Annotated in this window: 18 protein-coding genes; 10 read left to right on the top strand and 8 right to left on the bottom strand. The window is 63.9% G+C overall.

The window, feature by feature from the left end:
- Positions 1–36: 36 nt before the first annotated feature.
- The 3 genes from KI243_RS03000 to KI243_RS02990 all read right to left on the bottom strand — a co-directional run bounded on the left by KI243_RS03000 (position 37) and on the right by KI243_RS02990 (position 2,042).
- Positions 37–681: a hypothetical protein gene (locus KI243_RS03000; RefSeq protein ID WP_177118095.1), complete on the bottom strand. Its 645-nt coding sequence runs from the start codon at positions 679–681 to the stop codon at positions 37–39.
- A 192-nt stretch (positions 682–873) separates the two neighbouring features.
- Entirely contained in the window at positions 874–1,170 is a 297-nt protein-coding gene (locus KI243_RS02995; protein ID WP_017125673.1) for a PsiF family protein, read from the bottom strand.
- A gap of 86 nt (positions 1,171–1,256) precedes the next feature.
- Positions 1,257–2,042, bottom strand: a complete 786-nt coding sequence (locus KI243_RS02990; RefSeq protein ID WP_017125674.1) for a helix-turn-helix transcriptional regulator — start codon at positions 2,040–2,042, stop codon at positions 1,257–1,259.
- A 98-nt stretch (positions 2,043–2,140) separates the two neighbouring features.
- On the opposite strand from KI243_RS02990, the gene KI243_RS02985 reads away from it, so the two are divergent.
- Positions 2,141–3,019 (top strand): DMT family transporter, encoded by an 879-nt coding sequence (locus KI243_RS02985; protein WP_017125675.1) that lies wholly within the window; start codon positions 2,141–2,143, stop codon positions 3,017–3,019.
- Between the two features lie 15 nt (positions 3,020–3,034).
- Here KI243_RS02985 and KI243_RS02980 read toward each other — a convergent pair whose 3' ends face one another.
- From KI243_RS02980 to KI243_RS02970, 3 genes are all read right to left on the bottom strand, one after another.
- Positions 3,035–3,925: a triacylglycerol lipase gene (locus KI243_RS02980; RefSeq protein ID WP_178990788.1), complete on the bottom strand. Its 891-nt coding sequence runs from the start codon at positions 3,923–3,925 to the stop codon at positions 3,035–3,037.
- Positions 3,926–4,025: 100 nt separating this feature from the next.
- A complete protein-coding gene (locus tag KI243_RS02975) occupies positions 4,026–4,331 on the bottom strand; it encodes a multidrug efflux SMR transporter (RefSeq protein WP_042935172.1) in 306 nt (101 codons plus the stop codon).
- Between the two features lie 9 nt (positions 4,332–4,340).
- Positions 4,341–4,979 (bottom strand): NAD(P)H-dependent oxidoreductase, encoded by a 639-nt coding sequence (locus KI243_RS02970; RefSeq protein WP_017125678.1) that lies wholly within the window; start codon positions 4,977–4,979, stop codon positions 4,341–4,343.
- Between the two features lie 126 nt (positions 4,980–5,105).
- Here KI243_RS02970 and KI243_RS02965 point away from each other — a divergent pair, with 126 nt between their 5' ends.
- On the top strand, positions 5,106–6,050 hold the full coding sequence (locus KI243_RS02965) for a LysR substrate-binding domain-containing protein (RefSeq protein WP_178990790.1): 945 nt from the start codon (positions 5,106–5,108) through the stop codon (positions 6,048–6,050).
- Between the two features lie 87 nt (positions 6,051–6,137).
- On the top strand, positions 6,138–6,668 hold the full coding sequence (locus KI243_RS02960; RefSeq protein ID WP_017125680.1) for a ferritin-like domain-containing protein: 531 nt from the start codon (positions 6,138–6,140) through the stop codon (positions 6,666–6,668).
- Between the two features lie 272 nt (positions 6,669–6,940).
- Here KI243_RS02960 and KI243_RS02955 read toward each other — a convergent pair whose 3' ends face one another.
- On the bottom strand, positions 6,941–9,010 hold the full coding sequence (locus KI243_RS02955; RefSeq protein ID WP_212810433.1) for an AsmA family protein: 2,070 nt from the start codon (positions 9,008–9,010) through the stop codon (positions 6,941–6,943).
- 361 nt (positions 9,011–9,371) lie between these two features.
- Between KI243_RS02955 and KI243_RS02950 the strand changes: the two genes are divergently transcribed.
- The 7 genes from KI243_RS02950 (at position 9,372) to KI243_RS02920 (ending at position 14,576) form a co-directional block, all read left to right on the top strand.
- The gene (locus tag KI243_RS02950; RefSeq protein ID WP_103033010.1) at positions 9,372–9,941 is read left to right on the top strand and encodes a hypothetical protein; all 570 of its coding nucleotides are present in this window, start codon (positions 9,372–9,374) and stop codon (positions 9,939–9,941) included.
- Between the two features lie 165 nt (positions 9,942–10,106).
- Positions 10,107–10,739, top strand: a complete 633-nt coding sequence (locus KI243_RS02945; RefSeq protein ID WP_017125683.1) for a TetR family transcriptional regulator — start codon at positions 10,107–10,109, stop codon at positions 10,737–10,739.
- Between the two features lie 237 nt (positions 10,740–10,976).
- Positions 10,977–11,477 (top strand): urease accessory protein UreE, encoded by a 501-nt coding sequence (gene ureE / locus KI243_RS02940; RefSeq protein WP_017125684.1) that lies wholly within the window; start codon positions 10,977–10,979, stop codon positions 11,475–11,477.
- On the top strand, positions 11,474–12,148 hold the full coding sequence (locus tag KI243_RS02935; RefSeq protein ID WP_017125685.1) for an urease accessory UreF family protein: 675 nt from the start codon (positions 11,474–11,476) through the stop codon (positions 12,146–12,148). Before ureE ends, KI243_RS02935 begins: the two co-directional genes overlap by 4 nt.
- A 9-nt stretch (positions 12,149–12,157) precedes the next feature.
- Complete coding sequence (gene ureG / locus KI243_RS02930; RefSeq protein WP_017125686.1) at positions 12,158–12,772, top strand: urease accessory protein UreG; 615 nt, start codon at positions 12,158–12,160, stop codon at positions 12,770–12,772.
- A gap of 25 nt (positions 12,773–12,797) precedes the next feature.
- On the top strand, positions 12,798–13,370 hold the full coding sequence (locus KI243_RS02925; RefSeq protein ID WP_103033011.1) for a HupE/UreJ family protein: 573 nt from the start codon (positions 12,798–12,800) through the stop codon (positions 13,368–13,370).
- 72 nt (positions 13,371–13,442) lie between these two features.
- Positions 13,443–14,576, top strand: coding sequence for an AGE family epimerase/isomerase (locus tag KI243_RS02920; protein ID WP_177083319.1), 1,134 nt, complete (start codon positions 13,443–13,445; stop codon positions 14,574–14,576).
- 647 nt (positions 14,577–15,223) lie between these two features.
- On the opposite strand, the gene KI243_RS02915 is transcribed toward KI243_RS02920, so the two are convergent.
- Positions 15,224–15,988: an SDR family oxidoreductase gene (locus KI243_RS02915; protein WP_177108821.1), complete on the bottom strand. Its 765-nt coding sequence runs from the start codon at positions 15,986–15,988 to the stop codon at positions 15,224–15,226.
- Positions 15,989–16,823: the final 835 nt, after the last annotated feature.

Raw genomic sequence — 16,823 nt, 5'->3', positions numbered from 1 at the left:
AAGGATAGGCAGTCTGCCAGCGTTCCACCGGCAGGACTAGGGGGACTTGGACGCCTCGGCAAACGAAGCGGGAAAGTCATCGAGCAACGTGACAGGGATGCGCTGACCAGCCCGGGTGACGTCATAAACCTGCTGCCGGCACGCATCGCCGTCATGGATAAAGCTGAACTCCACCAGATAGACCTTCTGCTTCTGCGGCACAAAGCTGCTGCCAAGGGTTCCGCAGCTGTAGGAGGTAGGCACTGTCGGATTGGCGACCTGTTTCTGCTCCCACTTGTTGCTCGAATAATTGAACGTGTGCTCCGTCGTGTACTCGCTGATATAGCCCGGTGCCGGTTTGCGGCCATTAAACTGCGAATAGCCAAGTACCTTGAACCGCTGGTCGGGGTCGACCTGCAGTTCGCGCCTGGTACGAAGCCATCCCCACTTCGAGGGTTTGACCAGAGTCCCCAGCTCTTCCGGGCTCTGTTGCGCATCGCTGCCGCGCTTCGCCGAGAACTGCACCGGGTTGAAGGTATCCCCGGCCACCTGCAGGATGACTTTCGCATGCTCGGCGTCCACCACCAACGGCTGGTCTTCAGGCCGGGGGGGCAGGCGAAAATCCGGTCTCCAACGCTGGAGCTGGGCGCCACTGCAAGCGCATTGGGTCAGGACCAGGAGCAGCAAGACGATTCTCTTCACGGCACATCCCTATGGTGACCAATGGACGCCCCCAGGGAGGGGTATCGTCTCATCCGCGGCGCACAATAACAAAACGCCACTATCGCGCCGAATCATAACCAAAGGGACAGCCTGAAGTGCGGGGATTTCGCAAACCGACCAGGAATACGGCAAGGCCTCCCACCGCCACGGGGGAGGCCTTGCCGGGCAGGGCTACTTGTTCTTCAGGCAGGTGCTCATGAAGGCCTTGCGTTCGTCGCCCTTGAGCGCCTTGGTGGTCGCATCGGCATTGCAGGTCTTCATCTTGTCCTGCTGGGTGGCGGGCTTGGCGGCTTTCAGGCAGTTGCTCATGAAGGCCTTGCGTTCATCGCCCTTGAGCGCCTTGGTGGTGGCGTCGGCGTTGCAGGACTTCATCTTGTCCTGCTGGGCCTGTTGCGCGGCGGTGGCGGCAAAGCCCTGGGAACACAGCAGCAGGCCTACCATCAACAAAGGAATACGCAGCATCTTCATGGAGTTTTCTCCTTGTTACCGCGCCGATGGGCACGGCCTCTGAAGGAGTGTAGACAAACACTGTTACACCTCCAGCCGCAGGCGCCCTAGAGTGAGCGCGACTGCCGGCGATACTGCTCCGGCGAACAACCGGCCTGGCGCTGGAACATGGCGATAAAGGCCGAGGCGGTGCTGTAGCCCATGTCGAACGCGATCTCCTGCACGCTGCGCGGCCCTTCCAGGGCCTGGATCGACCAGACAAAGCGCAGGCGCTGGCGCCATTCGCCGAAACTCACGCCCAGCTCCCGGACAAACAGGCGCGCCAGGGTCCTCTCGCTGACATGCAGGCTCGCCGCCCATTGCCCCAGCGAGCGGTTGTCCGCCGGATCGTCCTGCAAGCCTTCGAGCACCGAGAGCAACCCCGGCTCATCGGAATACGGCAGGTAGCAGCTGTGGACCTTGGCCAGGTGCAACTGGTCCACCAGCACCTGGGCCAGCCGCACATCGGCCGGATCGCTGGGGATCTTCACGTCGCGGCGGGCGAAATCGCTGAGAATCGCCTTGAGGATATCGCTGATCGCCAGGGTGCTCGCCACCTCGGGCATCCCGTGGCAGTGCTCCTCGGCGAGGTAGACCGAACGGTAGACGATCGCGTGGGCGTTGTAGGCGCTGTGCTCGGTGTTGGGGGGAATCCACAGGGCGTAGCGCGACGGCGACATGAAGCGCTGGCCGGCCACTTCGTAGTGGATGACGCCATGGGACACGTAGTCGAGCGAACCCCAGGAATGCCGATGGGACTCGGCATGGCTGCCGGGGCCGAATTCGGCATAACGAAAGTACACCGGCGCCGGCAGATCGGGGAAACGGGGGATCTCGATGGGGATCTTGCGCATGCTGTCCGGATTCCGACGCTGATTGACCGGATCGAAGTATAGGCTTTGATCCGGACAGATGGATAATTCCCGCTCACTACTGCTCTGGTCGTCACCCCATGCAATACGCGTTTCCCCTGCTCGCCATTTTCATCTGGGCCGGCAACACCGTCGTCAACAAGATGGCCGTCGGCTCGATCTTCCCCGCCGAGATCGGTTTCTATCGCTGGCTGCTCGCCGCGCTGCTGTTCACCCCCTTCATGCTCCGTCCGGTCATCGCCAACTGGGGGGCGATCCGCGCGCACCTGGGCAAGATCGTCGTCCTCGGCGTGCTCGGCATGGCGGTCTACCAGAGCCTGGCCTACTACGCCGCGACCCTGACCACGGCGACCAACATGGGCATCATCCTCTCGCTGATGCCACTGATGTCCCTGGCCCTGGCGATCATCAGCCTCGGCCAGCGCCTGACCGCCGGCGCGCTGACCGGCGCGGTGCTGTCCTTCGCCGGCGTGCTGGTGGTGGTCTCGGCCGGCAACCTCGGCTCATTGCTGACCCACGGCGTCAACCTGGGCGATGCGATGATGCTGATCGCGACCCTGGCCTATGCGATCTACAGCACGCTGCTGAAGAAGTGGCAATTGCGCCTGCCACCGTTGCAACTGCTGTACCTGCAGATCCTGGTGGCGGTGGTGGTGCTGTTCCCGCTGTTCTGGCTCTCGCCCAAGGTCGGGCCGAACCTGCAGAACGCTGGCCTGGTGCTGTACGCCTGCCTGTTGGCGTCGATGCTCGCGCCACTGATGTGGATGAGCGCGGTGGGCAAGCTGGGACCGAGCCGCACGGTGCTGTTTTTCAACCTGCTGCCGATCCTCACCGCCCTCATCGCCGCCGCGGTACTGCACGAACAACTGGCGCTGTTCCACCTGTTGGGCGGGGCGCTGACCCTGGGCGGGGTGATCCTCTCCGAGCGCTGGACCACACCACTGGGCAAGGCCCGCTGAGTGTCTGGCGGGGCGCTAAAGCCCCGCCGCCCTCAGGCGCCGGGCATGCTCGACAAACAGGCGGATCGGCGCGGCCCCCTTGCCCACCAGGCCCATTGACTGGTTGACGATATCGAAGTGGTCCAGGGGATAGTCGTCGCCGATCACCGTCCCCAGGTGCGAGCTGTAGCGCCCGACCATGCCATCGCACTGCCCGGCTTCGCGGATAAAGGTCCTGGCGAACAGGCGGCAACTGCGATTCGTGCCGTCGAACAGATTGCGCCCGCGATCGGTGATGCCCGGCTGCAAGGTGCCGGACCAGGAGTAATAGCGCACGCCGTCGACCAGCTCGGGCCCCTGCCCGCCCCAACTGTCCGGTAACCCTTGCGGGTACTGCCGGTTGAACAGGGCCACGCCTTCGCTGGTCAGCGACTGATGGGAGGCGGCCAGGTCCATCGGCAGGCCCGGCCCGCGATAGCCGGTTTCCAGCCAGCCCATGATCCGCGCGACGACACAGAGCACGAAGGTCAGCAGGCGCCCGCGCACGCTGGTCGGCGGGTAGTGCCGCTGGAAGTGGTCGGCCAGCTCCGAACCATGGTTGGGCCCGGCCACCGAGGTCACCGAAGCCACCCACTCCGGACGCCTGGCCGCCGCATAACGTGCCGTCAACGCCCCCTGGCTGTGACCGATCAGGTTGACCTTGTCGGCCCCGGTTTCGCGGCGGATCTGCTCGATGCGCTGCAGCAACTGCTCGCCACGCACTTCATTGGCGTGCAGCGGCGACACCTGCACCGGGAATACCGTCGCCCCGCCCTGGCGCAACGCCTCGGCGATACCGTACCAGTAGGGAAACAGCAGCAGCCGGACAAATCCGAGCATGCCCGGCACCAGCACCAGCGGATAACGCGTGGCGAGTTCTTGCGACATCGACGACCATCCATGACGGGAAGAAATAGAGCCTAGCCGCAATGCACCGGCCAGGTGCAAAAGCATCGGTACTGAAGATGACAACACGGCGACACGACGCTTATTTCAACCCCACCACGCCGACCACGATCAGTCCGACCGACACCAGCTTGACCGCCGTCAGGCTTTCCCCCAGCAGCAGGAACCCGAGCAATACCGTGCCCAATGAACCGATGGCGGTCCAGATCGGATAGGCGATGCTGACCGGCAGCACCCGCAGCGACAGGGTCAGGAAGTAGATCCCGCCCACCGCCGCGATCACGGTGGCGAGCGAGGGCCAGAGGCGGGTGAAACCCTCGGCGTACTTCATGCCCAGCGCAAAGGTGACTTCGAAGGCCGCCGCGATCAGCAGATGGATCCAGGGCATGGCCATCCCTCAGAGCGTCCGCGCCAGGTCCAGCAGGCGCCGTTCGGCGTCGGCCAGGGCGGCCTGGAACGATGCCCCGCCGGACTCCTCGCCCTCGACGGCGACAACCGTGACCTCCTCGATTCCGATAAAGCCCAGCACCGTACGCAGCAACGGCTCGGCGTGGTTCATCGCCTCCAGCGGTCCGCCCGGCCCCATGCCGTGCCCGCCACGGCTGCTGATGATCAACGCCTTCTTGCCCTGCACCCGCGGGTGATACTGGGCGACACCATTGTCGAGGCTGAAGTCGAAGGTCAGCCCGACCCGCACGATCTGGTCCAGCCAGGCCTTGAGCCCGCTGGGAATACTGAAGTTGTGCATCGGCGTGGCAATCACCAGCAGGTCGTTGAGCAGCAGCTCGCCCACCAGTTCATCGCTGAACGCCAGGTCCGCCTGCATCGCCTGCGGGCGCTCGGCGGGCCGTGGATAAAACGCCGCGGCGATAAACGCTTCGTTGACCGGAGCAATCAACGCACGCCCGGTCTCCCGGCGCGTCAGGCGGGCCTGGGGATGCGCCTCGCCATAGGCCCCCAGAAACACCTCGGCCAGACGCCGCGACTGGGAACGCTCACCCCGTGGACTGGCTTCGACAACAAGAATCCTGCTCATCTGTTTCCCCTTTACCGAACACTGCTGGCCAGCTCAGAATGAACCTGCCTCCTGCCGCAAAAGCTAGAGGCAACGCCTCATCGGAACAAATGAGCAATAGTCATTCAGGATGAGTTCAATTCATCCATGGAGCCGAGCATGTTCGCCAGCCTGCCACTCACCGCGCTGCGCGCCTTCGAATCCGCCGCGCGCCTGCGCAGCTTCAAGGCGGCCGCCGAAGAACTGACCGTGACGCCGACCGCCGTGTCCCATCAGATCCGGTCGCTGGAAGGCTGGCTCGGCGTACCGCTGTTCGAACGCCTGCCACGCCAGGTGCGCCTGACCGACGCGGGCGAGCGACTGTTCCGCAGCCTGCATGGCGCGCTGCTGGAGGTCGCCCAGAGCGTCGATACCCTGCGCCCGCAACGCAGCGGCACCAGCCTGACGATTTCCACCACCCCGGCCTTTGCCGCCCTCTGGCTGGTGCCGCGCCTGGGACGTTTCTATGCAAGTCATCCGAACATCAGCCTGCGCCTCGACACCCACTGCGAAGTCCACGACCTGCACCAGGACGCCAGCATCGACATGGTGATCCGCTACAGCCTCGACGACTGGCCGAACCTGTACGGCCAATGCCTGTTCGACGAATGCTTCACGGTCTACGGCTCACCGGCCCAGGTGGCCCTGGCGGCACAACACCAGCCGACCCTGATCAGCGTCCACTGGCACAACTCCAAGCTCTACGCCAGGGGCTGGGAAGCCTGGTGCGACCTGGCGGGGGAAAGCTGGATGCAGGGACAACCGGTCATTCGCGAATACGATGAGGAGCATTACGCATTGCAGGCGGCGATCGGCGGACAGGGCCTGGTGCTGGCCAGTTCGATCCTGGTCTCGGAAAGCGTCGCCAGTGGCCTGCTGCAGGCTTATCGCCCGGACATCAGCGTCGACGGTGCCGGCTACAGCGCCCTCTGCGTGCCCGGACGCGAACGGCATCCGCCGGTGCGGGCGTTTTTCCAGTGGTTGGCGCAAGAGGCGCGGGCGTCCGGACACCGGCCGATCCGCCCCCTCGCGGTCGAAGAGACAATCGGATAAAACTTTTCCCGTCGCCCGAGACTCACAACCAGGTAGCGATCTCGCCAGCAGAGCGAGGCGCCTAACCGGATTAGTCAGGAGATCGAGATGAGCGACATGCATTTGTCCGATGTAACCACCCTTCGTGAACGCGCCCGCAAGAACGTCGAAAACGGTGCCGTCACCGAAGGCTACAGCGCAGACCGCGACGAGATCCTGCGGCTGCTCAACGAATCGCTGGCCACCGAGCTGGTCTGCACCCTGCGCTACAAACGTCACTACTTCATGGCCACCGGTCTCAAGGCCAGCGTCGCCGCCGACGAGTTCCTCGAGCATGCCAACCAGGAAATGGCCCATGCCGACCGCCTGGCCGAACGCATCGTGCAACTGGGTGGCGAACCGGAATTCAATCCGGACCTGCTGTCCCAGCACTCCCATGCCCAGTACGTGGCCGGCAAGACCCTCAAGGAAATGGTCTATGAAGACCTGGTGGCCGAACGCATCGCCGTGGACAGTTACCGCGAGATCATCCAGTTCATCGGCGACCAGGACCCGACCACGCGGCGGATCTTCGAGGACATCCTCGCCCAGGAAGAAGAACATGCCGATGATATGGCGGATATCCTGAAAGACCTCTGAATCACGGAAACATCTGCCCCTTGTGGAAGCAGGGGGCACTGTGGGAGCGGGCTTGCCCGCGAAGAAGATATCGCGGTGTACCTGATACACCGCGGCGCTCTCAAGATTCGCGGGCAAGCCCGCTCCCACACAAGCCCGCTCCTACCTTAAGCCCGCTCCCACAGGCCCACTCTCACATGGCCCGTTCCTATATGGCCCGCTCCCACACCTCTCCCACACCTCTCCCACACCACAATCCGACCGCGCAACGCCTAGCAGGCCGAGGCCGGTCTTCAATTGCGGACGGTCTTGGGCGCCTTGCCCGACTTCATCTGCTCCAGCAACGGCGCGCACTGATTCGGCACGTCGCCACTGGGCGCCACCAGCGCCAGCAATCCCGCCGCCGGGCCGGCGATCACGCCCAGGGCAACCATGCCCGCGCCCCGCAGCAACAGCGGCACCGCTTGCACACCGGCATCGGGTTTGATGAACTTGCCACGCACATACAGGGGCGAACGCAGGGACAACAGGCGGAAGCCCTTGGATTCGGGACTGATCTTCAGGTCCAGTTGCTCATTGGCGAAATTCGCCGTGCCATCGATATAGATGATCGCGTTCTCGGTATCGAAGACAAACAGCCGGGTAGTCGCCAGACCGCTCTTGATCCCCAGGTCCGCGGCCGCACAGTTGATCTTCACTTCCTTGTCGCCAAAGATCTTGCCGACCACGTAGTTGCCGACATTGAGCCCGGCGATCTCCATCAGGCCACGACTGATCGCACCGTCGTTGACCAGCATCTTCAGGTCGCCATTGGACGTGCCCAGCAGCTTGGCCACCGAGTTGCCGGTGCCGCTGATGTCGGCATCGCCATTGAGCTCGCCGAAGCTGGTCTTCATCGGCTCGAAGGTCGGGAACAGTTGCTTGAGCTTGAAGTTGCGCGCGGTCAACCGGGCCCGCCCCTGCATCGGCGCCGTACGACCATTGAGGCGGATCTGCGCATCGAGCTTGCCGCCCGCCACGCCGAAACGCAGGGGCTCGAGGCTCAGTTCGCCGTCGGTGAGCACCAGGTGGGTATAGAGATCGGTGAAGGGCAACTCCGCGCTGTGGACGATACGCTTGCCGGTGAACTCCACATCGGCATCCATATCGCGCCAGCGCTCGGTGCGGAACTCTTCCACCGGCAGGACCTTGTCCGCGGGCTGCTTGCTCTCGCCACCACGGGCCTTCTGCTTGGCATTTGAATCGGCGCCGATCAGCGGCGCCAGGTCGGTCATCAGCAGTTGGTTCGACACCAGCACGCCGCTGAGCTTGGGCCGCGGCTGGCTGGCGACATAGGCCAGGTCACCGTGGATGTCGCTGGTGCCGATCTTGCCGTTGAACTTCTCGTAGGTGAAGGTCGCCCCGCCCGGCTCATGCAGCCGCGCAATCAGATGGCCGTCGGTTTCATAGGCCGGCGAGTCGGGCAGGGTCACCCCGGTCAGCGGGTAGAGGTTGCCCAGGCTGCTCCCGGCCAGCGTCAGGCGCAGGTCCAGGGCGCCAAGGTTGCGCGGGTCGGTCAGGGTACCGGCGACGGCGATACGGGTGTCGGCGATTTTCACATCGGCCTGCACCGGGAAGGGCCTGGTCGCGTCCTGCAACGCCAGCAGGCCGCCGACCTTGCCGGTACCGGCGAGATTCTGGCCGTGGTACTGGCCCTTGACCTTCAGCGCGAACGCGTAGTCCTGCGGTGCGACGCCCTTTTCCCGGGCCTTCTTCGCCGCGCTGTCACCGACGATATCGCTGAACGGAACGGGCTTGCCCAGCGGATCGATCAGCAGGTCGAGCCGGGTGTTCAGGCTTTTGTCATCCAGGGTCACATGGCCCTTGTCGAAGCCGATGGCACCGATATCCACCACCCAGCTGGATGGCTGCTCGTTCGGGTCCTTGGGGTCGAACTGGAACGTCCAGTTGGCGCGACCATCGGCCAGGCGTTCGAGGCTCGCATTCGGCTCGGTCAGGTCGATCCGCGGGATCACCACCCGTTGCGCCAGCAGCGGCAACGGCGACAGCCGCAACTCGACGCGCTTGAGCTCGACCATCTGCGGGGTCTTCGACCAGTCCGGATTGCCCAGCGTGAGGTCTTCGGCAATCACATGGGGCCAGGGCACCCAGGCCCGCCAGCCGCCCTCGTCGGGCTCACGCTGCCAGCGCACCGCCAGGTCGCCATTGATGGCGAACGGCCGATGGAGGATCTCGGAGACTTTGGCATTGATCGGTGGCTTGACCCGGTTCCAATCGAAGAACGCGATGATCGCCACCAGCACCGCCAGCAGCAGGACAAGGCTGGCGCTGGTCCAGGCGAGGATTTTTCGAGTGCGCGTCATTGCACGGGGGCTCCTGATGACAACTGAACGTCCAAAAAGCGACGCGGAATACCTTTACGACTGACAAACACCCGCCAAGGTTTAATGAAAAAGACCATTGATCGACAAATCCACGGCCGCCGGAGCTGACCAATCAGACAGTTTTTTGTTCCACCGACGCCCTGCCATGGCGCAAGCATGGGTAGAAAATACCCAATACGGAGCACCGGTAACGCCCGGAAAGCACCGACCTAGAGGGGTTTGGGTAGAACAATCAATTCCGTTGATTATTACCATTGTCTTTATGAACTTTTATATCGACTTTGCAAGAGTAGCATTAGCTTCGTACCCACTTTCTCGCCCTCCTACGGAGCAACCGATCATGAAACGCCAATTACTGCTCAGCCTCACCCTTGCCGTCCTTGCTGCCAACGCCTATGCCTTGCCAGCCCGCGAACAAGCCGCACCTCAGGCACAAGCCAGCCACGCCACTGTCAGCCAGTCGCTGAACACCCTGGCCGCGGATGGTTCGGATCGCACGCCACAAGGCCAGACCCAGGCTGCCGCCGACGATACCTCTGACCGTGCCCCACAAATCCGCTCCCTGGCTTCCGACGGTACCGAGCGCACCCCACAAGGTCAGACCCTGGCTGCCGATGGTAGCGACCGTACCCCACAAGGCCAGACCCTGGCTGCCGATGGTAGCGACCGCACTCCACAAGGCCAGACCCTGGCTGCCGATGGTAGCGACCGCACCCCACAAGGTCAGACCCTGGCTGCCGATGGTAGCGACCGCACCCCACAAGGCCAGACCCTGGCTGCCGATGGTAGCGACCGCACTCCACAAGGCCAGACCCTGGCTGAAGGTGGCAACGATCGCCTGAAAGACAAAGGCCTGATCACCGAAGGCGGTGCCGATCGCCTGGCCGAACGTCACCAGTCCTTGAGCTAAGGCCATGCTGGCCTGGAACAAAGCCCGGTCCCCTGGATCGGGCTTTGACATTTCTGTAGCACCGGTTCATCGCATCACCCGCCAGTTGCATCGCCGCGTTCGACGCCGGCAAAGCTGATTTGCTAGAGTGCCCCGCTCTTGTCCTCCAGAAAAACGCCCCTCCCGATGCTGCCCCGTGCCGAACAGAAACAACAGACCCGCCATGCCCTGATGGACGCCGCGCGCCATCTGATGGAGGGTGGGCGTGGGTTTGGCAGCCTCAGCCTGCGGGAAGTGGCAAAAACCGCCGGCATCGTGCCGACCGGCTTCTATCGGCATTTCGACGATATGGACCAACTCGGCCTGGCGCTGGTCAGCGAAGTCGGCCAGACCTTCCGGGAAACCATCCGACTGGTCCGGCACAACGAGTTCGTCATGGGCGGCATCATCGATGCCTCGGTGAGGATCTTCCTCGATGTCGTGGCGATGAACCGCTCGCAGTTCCTGTTTCTCGCCCGCGAGCAGTACGGCGGATCATTGCGCGTGCGCCAGGCCATCGGCATCCTGCGCGAACATATCAGTTCGGACCTGGCCGCCGACCTGACCTTCATGCCCAAGCTGCAGCACCTGGACGCCGCCGGCCTGGCGGTCATGGCCGACCTGATCGTCAAGAGCGTGTTCGCCACCTTGCCGGAAATCATCGACCCGCCCCTCGAACCGCTGCCCGAGCACCTGACGCCGCAAGCCAAGATCACCCAGCAACTGCGCTTCATCTTTATCGGCTTGAAACACTGGCAGGGCCTGGGCAGCACCGAGTAACGTAGCCCGGGGGAGCGAACCTGTGGGAGCGGGCTTGCCCGCGAAGAGGCCCCAGAGCGAAAGACGCACCGGAATAGCGCCAAAAATCCCATCGCGCACCATCTTGAAACATTCAGAAACACCGCTACGCTCCCTTTTCAGGCGCTCCGTGCTTTCTGACAGGGCTTTCCTACGTTTCGCCCGATTGGCAAGCCCCTTGCTCTAGCTCAAGCATTGCTCACTGCTGGAAGCCTCCCGATGCTGGTGATTCATAGAAGAATCGAACCTCAGCCCACCTGGGCCGCCGAGTTGCACCTGAACTTCGAAGCCCGCAGCAAAAGCCGCCTGCGCTGTTTCAGCGCCGAGGGTGAAGATGTCGGACTGTTCCTCGAACGCGGTCAGCCCCCCCTGTACGACGGCGAATGCCTGGAAGCCCAGGACGGCCGTATCGTGCGGGTCTGCGCCCGGCCCGAACAACTGCTGCATGTCACCTGCAGCAATGCCTTCGAACTGACCCGCGCGGCCTATCACCTGGGTAACCGCCATGTCGCCCTGCAAGTCGGCGATGGCTGGCTGCGCCTGCTCGACGACTATGTGCTCAAGGCCATGCTCGAACAGCTCGGCGCCCGGACCGAAACCCTCGAAGCCCCGTTCCAGCCGGAACACGGCGCCTATGGCGGCGGCCATCACCACTCCCGACATGGCGACGAGGACTTCAACTACCCGCCGCGCCTGCACCAGTTTGGTGTCCGCACATGAATCCGGCCTGGGCGCTGCTGCGCCTGGCCAGCCCGCAATTACCGATTGGCGGCTACAGCTACTCCCAAGGGCTGGAAATGGCCGTGGAGCAGGCCCGGGTCACGGATCCGGCCAGCGCCCGGCGCTGGATCAGCGACCAGTTGCTGCTCAACCTCGCCCGTTTCGAAGCGCCGCTGCTGCTCGCCCATTGCAACGCGGCAGCCGCCGCCGACTGGGCCACGCTGCGGCAACTGGGCGAAGAACACCGCGCCAGTCGTGAAACCCGAGAGCTGTATCAGGAGAGCCGGCAAATGGGCTATTCCCTGCAACAGTTGCTCAATGGCCTGCCGGAACTCGATGACGCCGCCCGCGCCTTTCTCGCCGGGCAAGCCGAACCGCACCTGGCCCTCGGCTGGGCCCTGGCCGCCCGGGCCTGGCGGATCAGTCCCCAGGATGCCCTGGCCGCCTGGCTGTGGAGCTGGCTGGAAAACCAGCTGGCGGTGCTGATGAAAACCCTGCCCCTGGGCCAGCAGGCCGCCCAGCGCCTGACCAGCGAACTGCTGCCGCTGCTGCAGCAGGCGCAGCAATCGGCCACGGCACAAGATCCGCGACAAATCGGCAGCGCCGCCTTCGGCCTGTCCCTGGCGTGCATGGCCCATGAGCGCCAGTACAGCCGCCTGTTTCGTTCCTAGGAGAGAAAAATGAACGCACAACCCTTGCGTGTCGGTATCGGTGGCCCCGTCGGCTCCGGCAAGACCGCCCTGACCCTGGCCCTGTGCCTGGCCCTGCGCGACCGCTACAACCTGGCGGTGGTCACCAACGACATCTATACCCGCGAGGACGCCGACTTCCTGGTGCGCAACGAAGCCCTGGCGCCCGAGCGGATCATCGGCGTGGAGACCGGTGGCTGCCCGCACACGGCGATCCGCGAGGATGCCTCGATCAACCTCGAGGCCGTGGACCAGTTGAACCGGCGCTTCCCGGGCCTGGACCTGATCCTGGTGGAATCCGGCGGCGACAACCTGTCGGCGACCTTCAGCCCGGAACTCTCTGACCTGACGATCTATGTGATCGATGTCTCGGCCGGCGACAAGCTGCCGCGCAAGGGCGGGCCGGGAATCTGCAAGTCCGACCTGCTGGTGATCAACAAGATCGACCTCGCACCGCTGGTGGGCGCCTCCCTGGAAATGATGGATGGCGACACCCGGCGGATGCGCGGCGACAAGCCGTTCGTGTTCAGCAACCAGAAAACCGGGCTCGGCCTGGATGCCATCGTGGCCTTTATCGAACGTCAGGGCCTGCTGACCGCCGCCTGATCCATCAACAACGAGGAATCCGTACATGACACTCAAGAAGCTTTTCGGCGCCGTTGCCCTGCTGCTCACTCCGGCCCTGGCCTTTGCCCACCCCGGACACGGGGACAGCGGCCTGCTCGCCGGGGTGGAACACCCGATCGGCGGCATCGACCATTTGCTGGCCATGCTGGCAGTCGGTCTCTGGGCCGCGCAACAACGGGGTGCGGCGCGCTGGGCGCTGCCGTGTACCTTTGTCGGCACCATGCTGATCGGCGGCGTGCTCGGCTTCGAAGGCCTGCAGTTGCCGGCGCTGGAAAGCGGCATCGCCGCCTCGGTACTGGCCCTGGGCCTGGCCGTGGCGCTGGCGGTACGACCACCGTTGAGCCTGGCCATCGGTGCAACGGCCGTGTTCGCCCTGTTCCATGGCGTCGCCCATGGCCTGGAATTGCCGGAGATGTCGAGCCCCTGGGCCTACGCCGCCGGTTTCGTGATGGCGACAGCCGCCCTGCATGCGCTGGGTTATGTCGTGGTACGGGTATTGCCGCAAGCCGCGGCACCGCTGGTACGACTGGCCGGCGCGGCTTCGGCGGCGACCGGGGTCTGGTTGCTCGCGGGCTGAGAATCATAGTGTCCAGGCTGGCCTGCCTGTTACCATGTCGCGCAAACGCCCTTGCCCTGACGACGCCAGCCGATGCCCGATGTTTCCAGCTCTGCCTCCCAGCCTGAATTGACCGCCCTGTTCGCCGCGCTGCAACGGCACTTTCGTCAGGTGATCGTGCCCCTGTGGCAAGGCCCGGGGTGGAATGCCGAACTGGCATTGCCCTATGAAGCGCTGGACGCCGGCCATCGCCCGCTGCCCCCGCAGCGCTATCGCGCGATGGCCTGTGCCCGCCAGCTGTATCTGTTCTCCAGCCTGATCGGCGACAGCGCCTTCCCCGACGCCGCCGGTCGCGCCGCGGCGTTGTTCCGTTCGCTGCAACGGCATTTCCACGACGCCGAGCATGGCGGCTGGTTCTACAGCATCGATCCGCAAGGCAAGCCGCTGGATACGCGCAAGGACCTCTACACCCACGCGTTCATCCTCTTCGCCTGCGCCCATTACTGGGACAAGGTCCGCGAACCGCTGGTGGAGTCGGTGCTCAACGCCGTCCTGGAAGTGATCGCCGTGCGCTTCGCCAATGGCGACGGCCTGTATGAGGCCAGCCTGGATCGCGACTGGTCGCCCCTGGGCAGCGGGCCGTTGCAGAACCCGTTGATGCACCTGGCCGAAGCCTTTCTGGCGACCCTGTCGGTACGCGAGGATGCAGCGACGCAAAGCGCGCTGCTGGCCCTGGCCGCCGGCATGCAGCAACGTTTTATCGACCGCCAGCACGGCGTGATGCTGGAGAAACCGCTGGGGGCTGTGGATAACTGGTTCGAACCCGGCCATCAATTCGAATGGCTGTTCCTGCTGGAGTCGTCTCCCCTGCTTCGCGACACGCCGCTGCATGGCTCGCTGGATCGCGCGTTCGCGTTCGCCGAGCAGTCGGGGGTCGATCCGCACAGCGGTGCGGTCAGCGGCATGCTCGCGCTCGATGGCACCGTGCGCGATGGCACCCGGCGGATCTGGGCCCAGGCCGAATACCTGCGGGCGTTGACCCTGCGTGTGGATAACTCGGCCCGCCTGCAGCGTCAGTTGACCGCCTTGCAGCAGCACTTCATGCATCCGGGCGGCTGGCACGAATGCCTGGACGCGACAGGCGTGGTCAGCCGCGAGGACATGCCATCGACCACGCCTTACCATCTGGCGACCTGCCTGTACGGCCTGGCCGACTATCTGCGCTGACCGGCTCCTACAGGGTCCGGGTTAACACCGGATATCGGCTACAGCCGAAGACTTGTGGGAGCTGGCTTGCCAGCGATGAGGCCATCAAGCCATTCGCCGCCCTTGTGGACGCCATCGCCAGCAAGCCGGCTCCTACAGGGTCCGGGTTAACACCGGATATCGGCTACACCCGAAGACTTGTGGGAGCTGGCTTGCCAGCGATGAGGCCATCAAGCCATTCGCCGCCCGTGCGGACGCCATCGCCGGCAAGCCGGCTCCTACAGGGTCCGGGTTAACACCGGATATCGGGTGCAGCCGAAGACTTGTGGGAGCTGGCTTGCCAGCGATGAGGCCATCAAGCCATTCGCCGCCCGTACGGACGCCATCGCCGGCAAGCCGGCTCCTACAGGGTCCGGGTTAACACCGGATTCGGCTACAGCCGAAGACTTGTGGGAGCTGGCTTGCCAGCGATGAGGCCATCAAGCCATTCGCCGCCCGTGCGGACGCCATCGCCGGCAAGCCGGCTCCTACAGGGTCCGGGTTAACACCGGATATCGGCTACAGCCGAAGACTTGTGGGAGCTGGCTTGCCAGCGATGAGGCCATCAAGCCATTCGCCGCCCGTGCGGACGCCATCGCCAGCAAGCCGGCTCCTACAGACTTTGTCATTCAGCCCTTGTTGCGCTCGATGGCGAACCCGGCCCAGGTCTGGCTCACCGGCATCAGTTCCAGGCTGTTGATATTGACGTGGGCCGGGGTGTTGAGCACCCAGAAGATGGTGTCGGCGATATCCTGCGGCTGGATCGGCTCGGCGCCGGCGTAGGTCGCGTCATACCGCGCCTGGTCACCGGCGAAGCGCACCAGCGAGAACTCGCTCTCACACAGCCCCGGCTCGATATTGGTCACCCGCACGCCCGTGCCCTGCAGGTCGCAACGCAGGTTCAGGGAGAACTGTTTGACGAATGCCTTGCTCGCGCCATACACATGGCTGCCCGGGTACGGGTAGTTGCCGGCAATCGAACCCAGGTTGATGATCCCGGCGCCACGGCCATGGGCGATCAGCCGCGGCAGCAGCAGGCGGGTGCTGTACATCAGGCCCTTGATGTTGGTATCGACCATGGTGTCCCAGTCGTCCAGGTCGCACTTGGGCGCCGGGTCCACGCCCAGGGCCAGGCCGGCGTTGTTGATCAGCCCGCGCAGGGTGCTGAAACTCGGCGGCAGGTTGGCGATGGCGGTTTCCATGGCCTTGCGGTCACGCACGTCGAGCACCAGGCCATGGACTTCGGTCTGCCTGGACAGCTCGGCGCAGAGGGCGTTGAGGCGCTCTTCGCGACGCCCGGTCAGCACCAGTTTCCAACCGGCCTCGGCAAAACGGCGGGCACAAGCCTCGCCAAAACCCGAAGTGGCGCCCGTGATAAACAGCGTGGATGTCATCATGTTCTCCTTGCTCGGCCTGGTTACAGCCAGAAATAAAGTCGGTCGTTGCCCAGCATGCCCGGCCTGAGTGAGGCCAGCAACTCTACCCGTTCGCCACGCTCTCCCCGGCGTCACTGTACAAAAAACGATCAATCACCGCCAAGACAGGCGGGCCGGGCCCTGGCGCCTGATGTGCGCACCTTATCCACAGTCCCGTCCACAGTCTCTGGGGGCAAGTCGAAAGGCGTCGAGCCCCCTATCCACAAGGCTTGCGGCCCTGTTTCAAAAGTTTTTTGCTTGACCCCGGACGACCCCGTATGCAGCGGTCGCCGGAACAGCTCATCCAGCCCATTTCAAAGGGGTGGCTCCAGGCCAGTAACTACGCTGCTCGCGGCGGTCTTTCCAGAGTTTGCCCACAGAGTTATCCACAGGCTGGACAACTCCTTTCCGGCACGGGTTGCACAGCAACAAATCTGTTGACAAATACCTCGGAGACTTGCGCAAAAACCACTGATCAAAAAACATACAACAGGCTACAAGCCACGATTTCAAAGGCCTGTAGCGAGGTACTCCCACGTTACCCACAGCCACCTCCACAGCAAACGGGGACAAGTCAAAACTGTGACAAAACAACTGTTTGCAGCGGCTTTATGTCGCGTTTTACGAAGTTTCCAATTTTGTTGTCCACAATTTCGCGGCGCCGCTGTGGATATGAAAAACGCCCCGGATCCGAGGATCGCGGGGCGCTTCAAGGTTGCACATAACCTGCAGGAGCCGGCTTGCCGGCGATGGCGTCCTTTTGGGCGCCGCAGGACTTACGGGCCTCATCGCTGGCAAGCCAGCTCCCACAGGT

Origin of the sequence: Pseudomonas sp. Ost2, assembly GCF_018326065.1 — a bacterium.
Taxonomy (GTDB): domain Bacteria; phylum Pseudomonadota; class Gammaproteobacteria; order Pseudomonadales; family Pseudomonadaceae; genus Aquipseudomonas; species Aquipseudomonas gingeri.
Note: the sequence above shows the minus strand (reverse complement) of the source record. Positions and strands in the feature narration are given on the sequence as shown.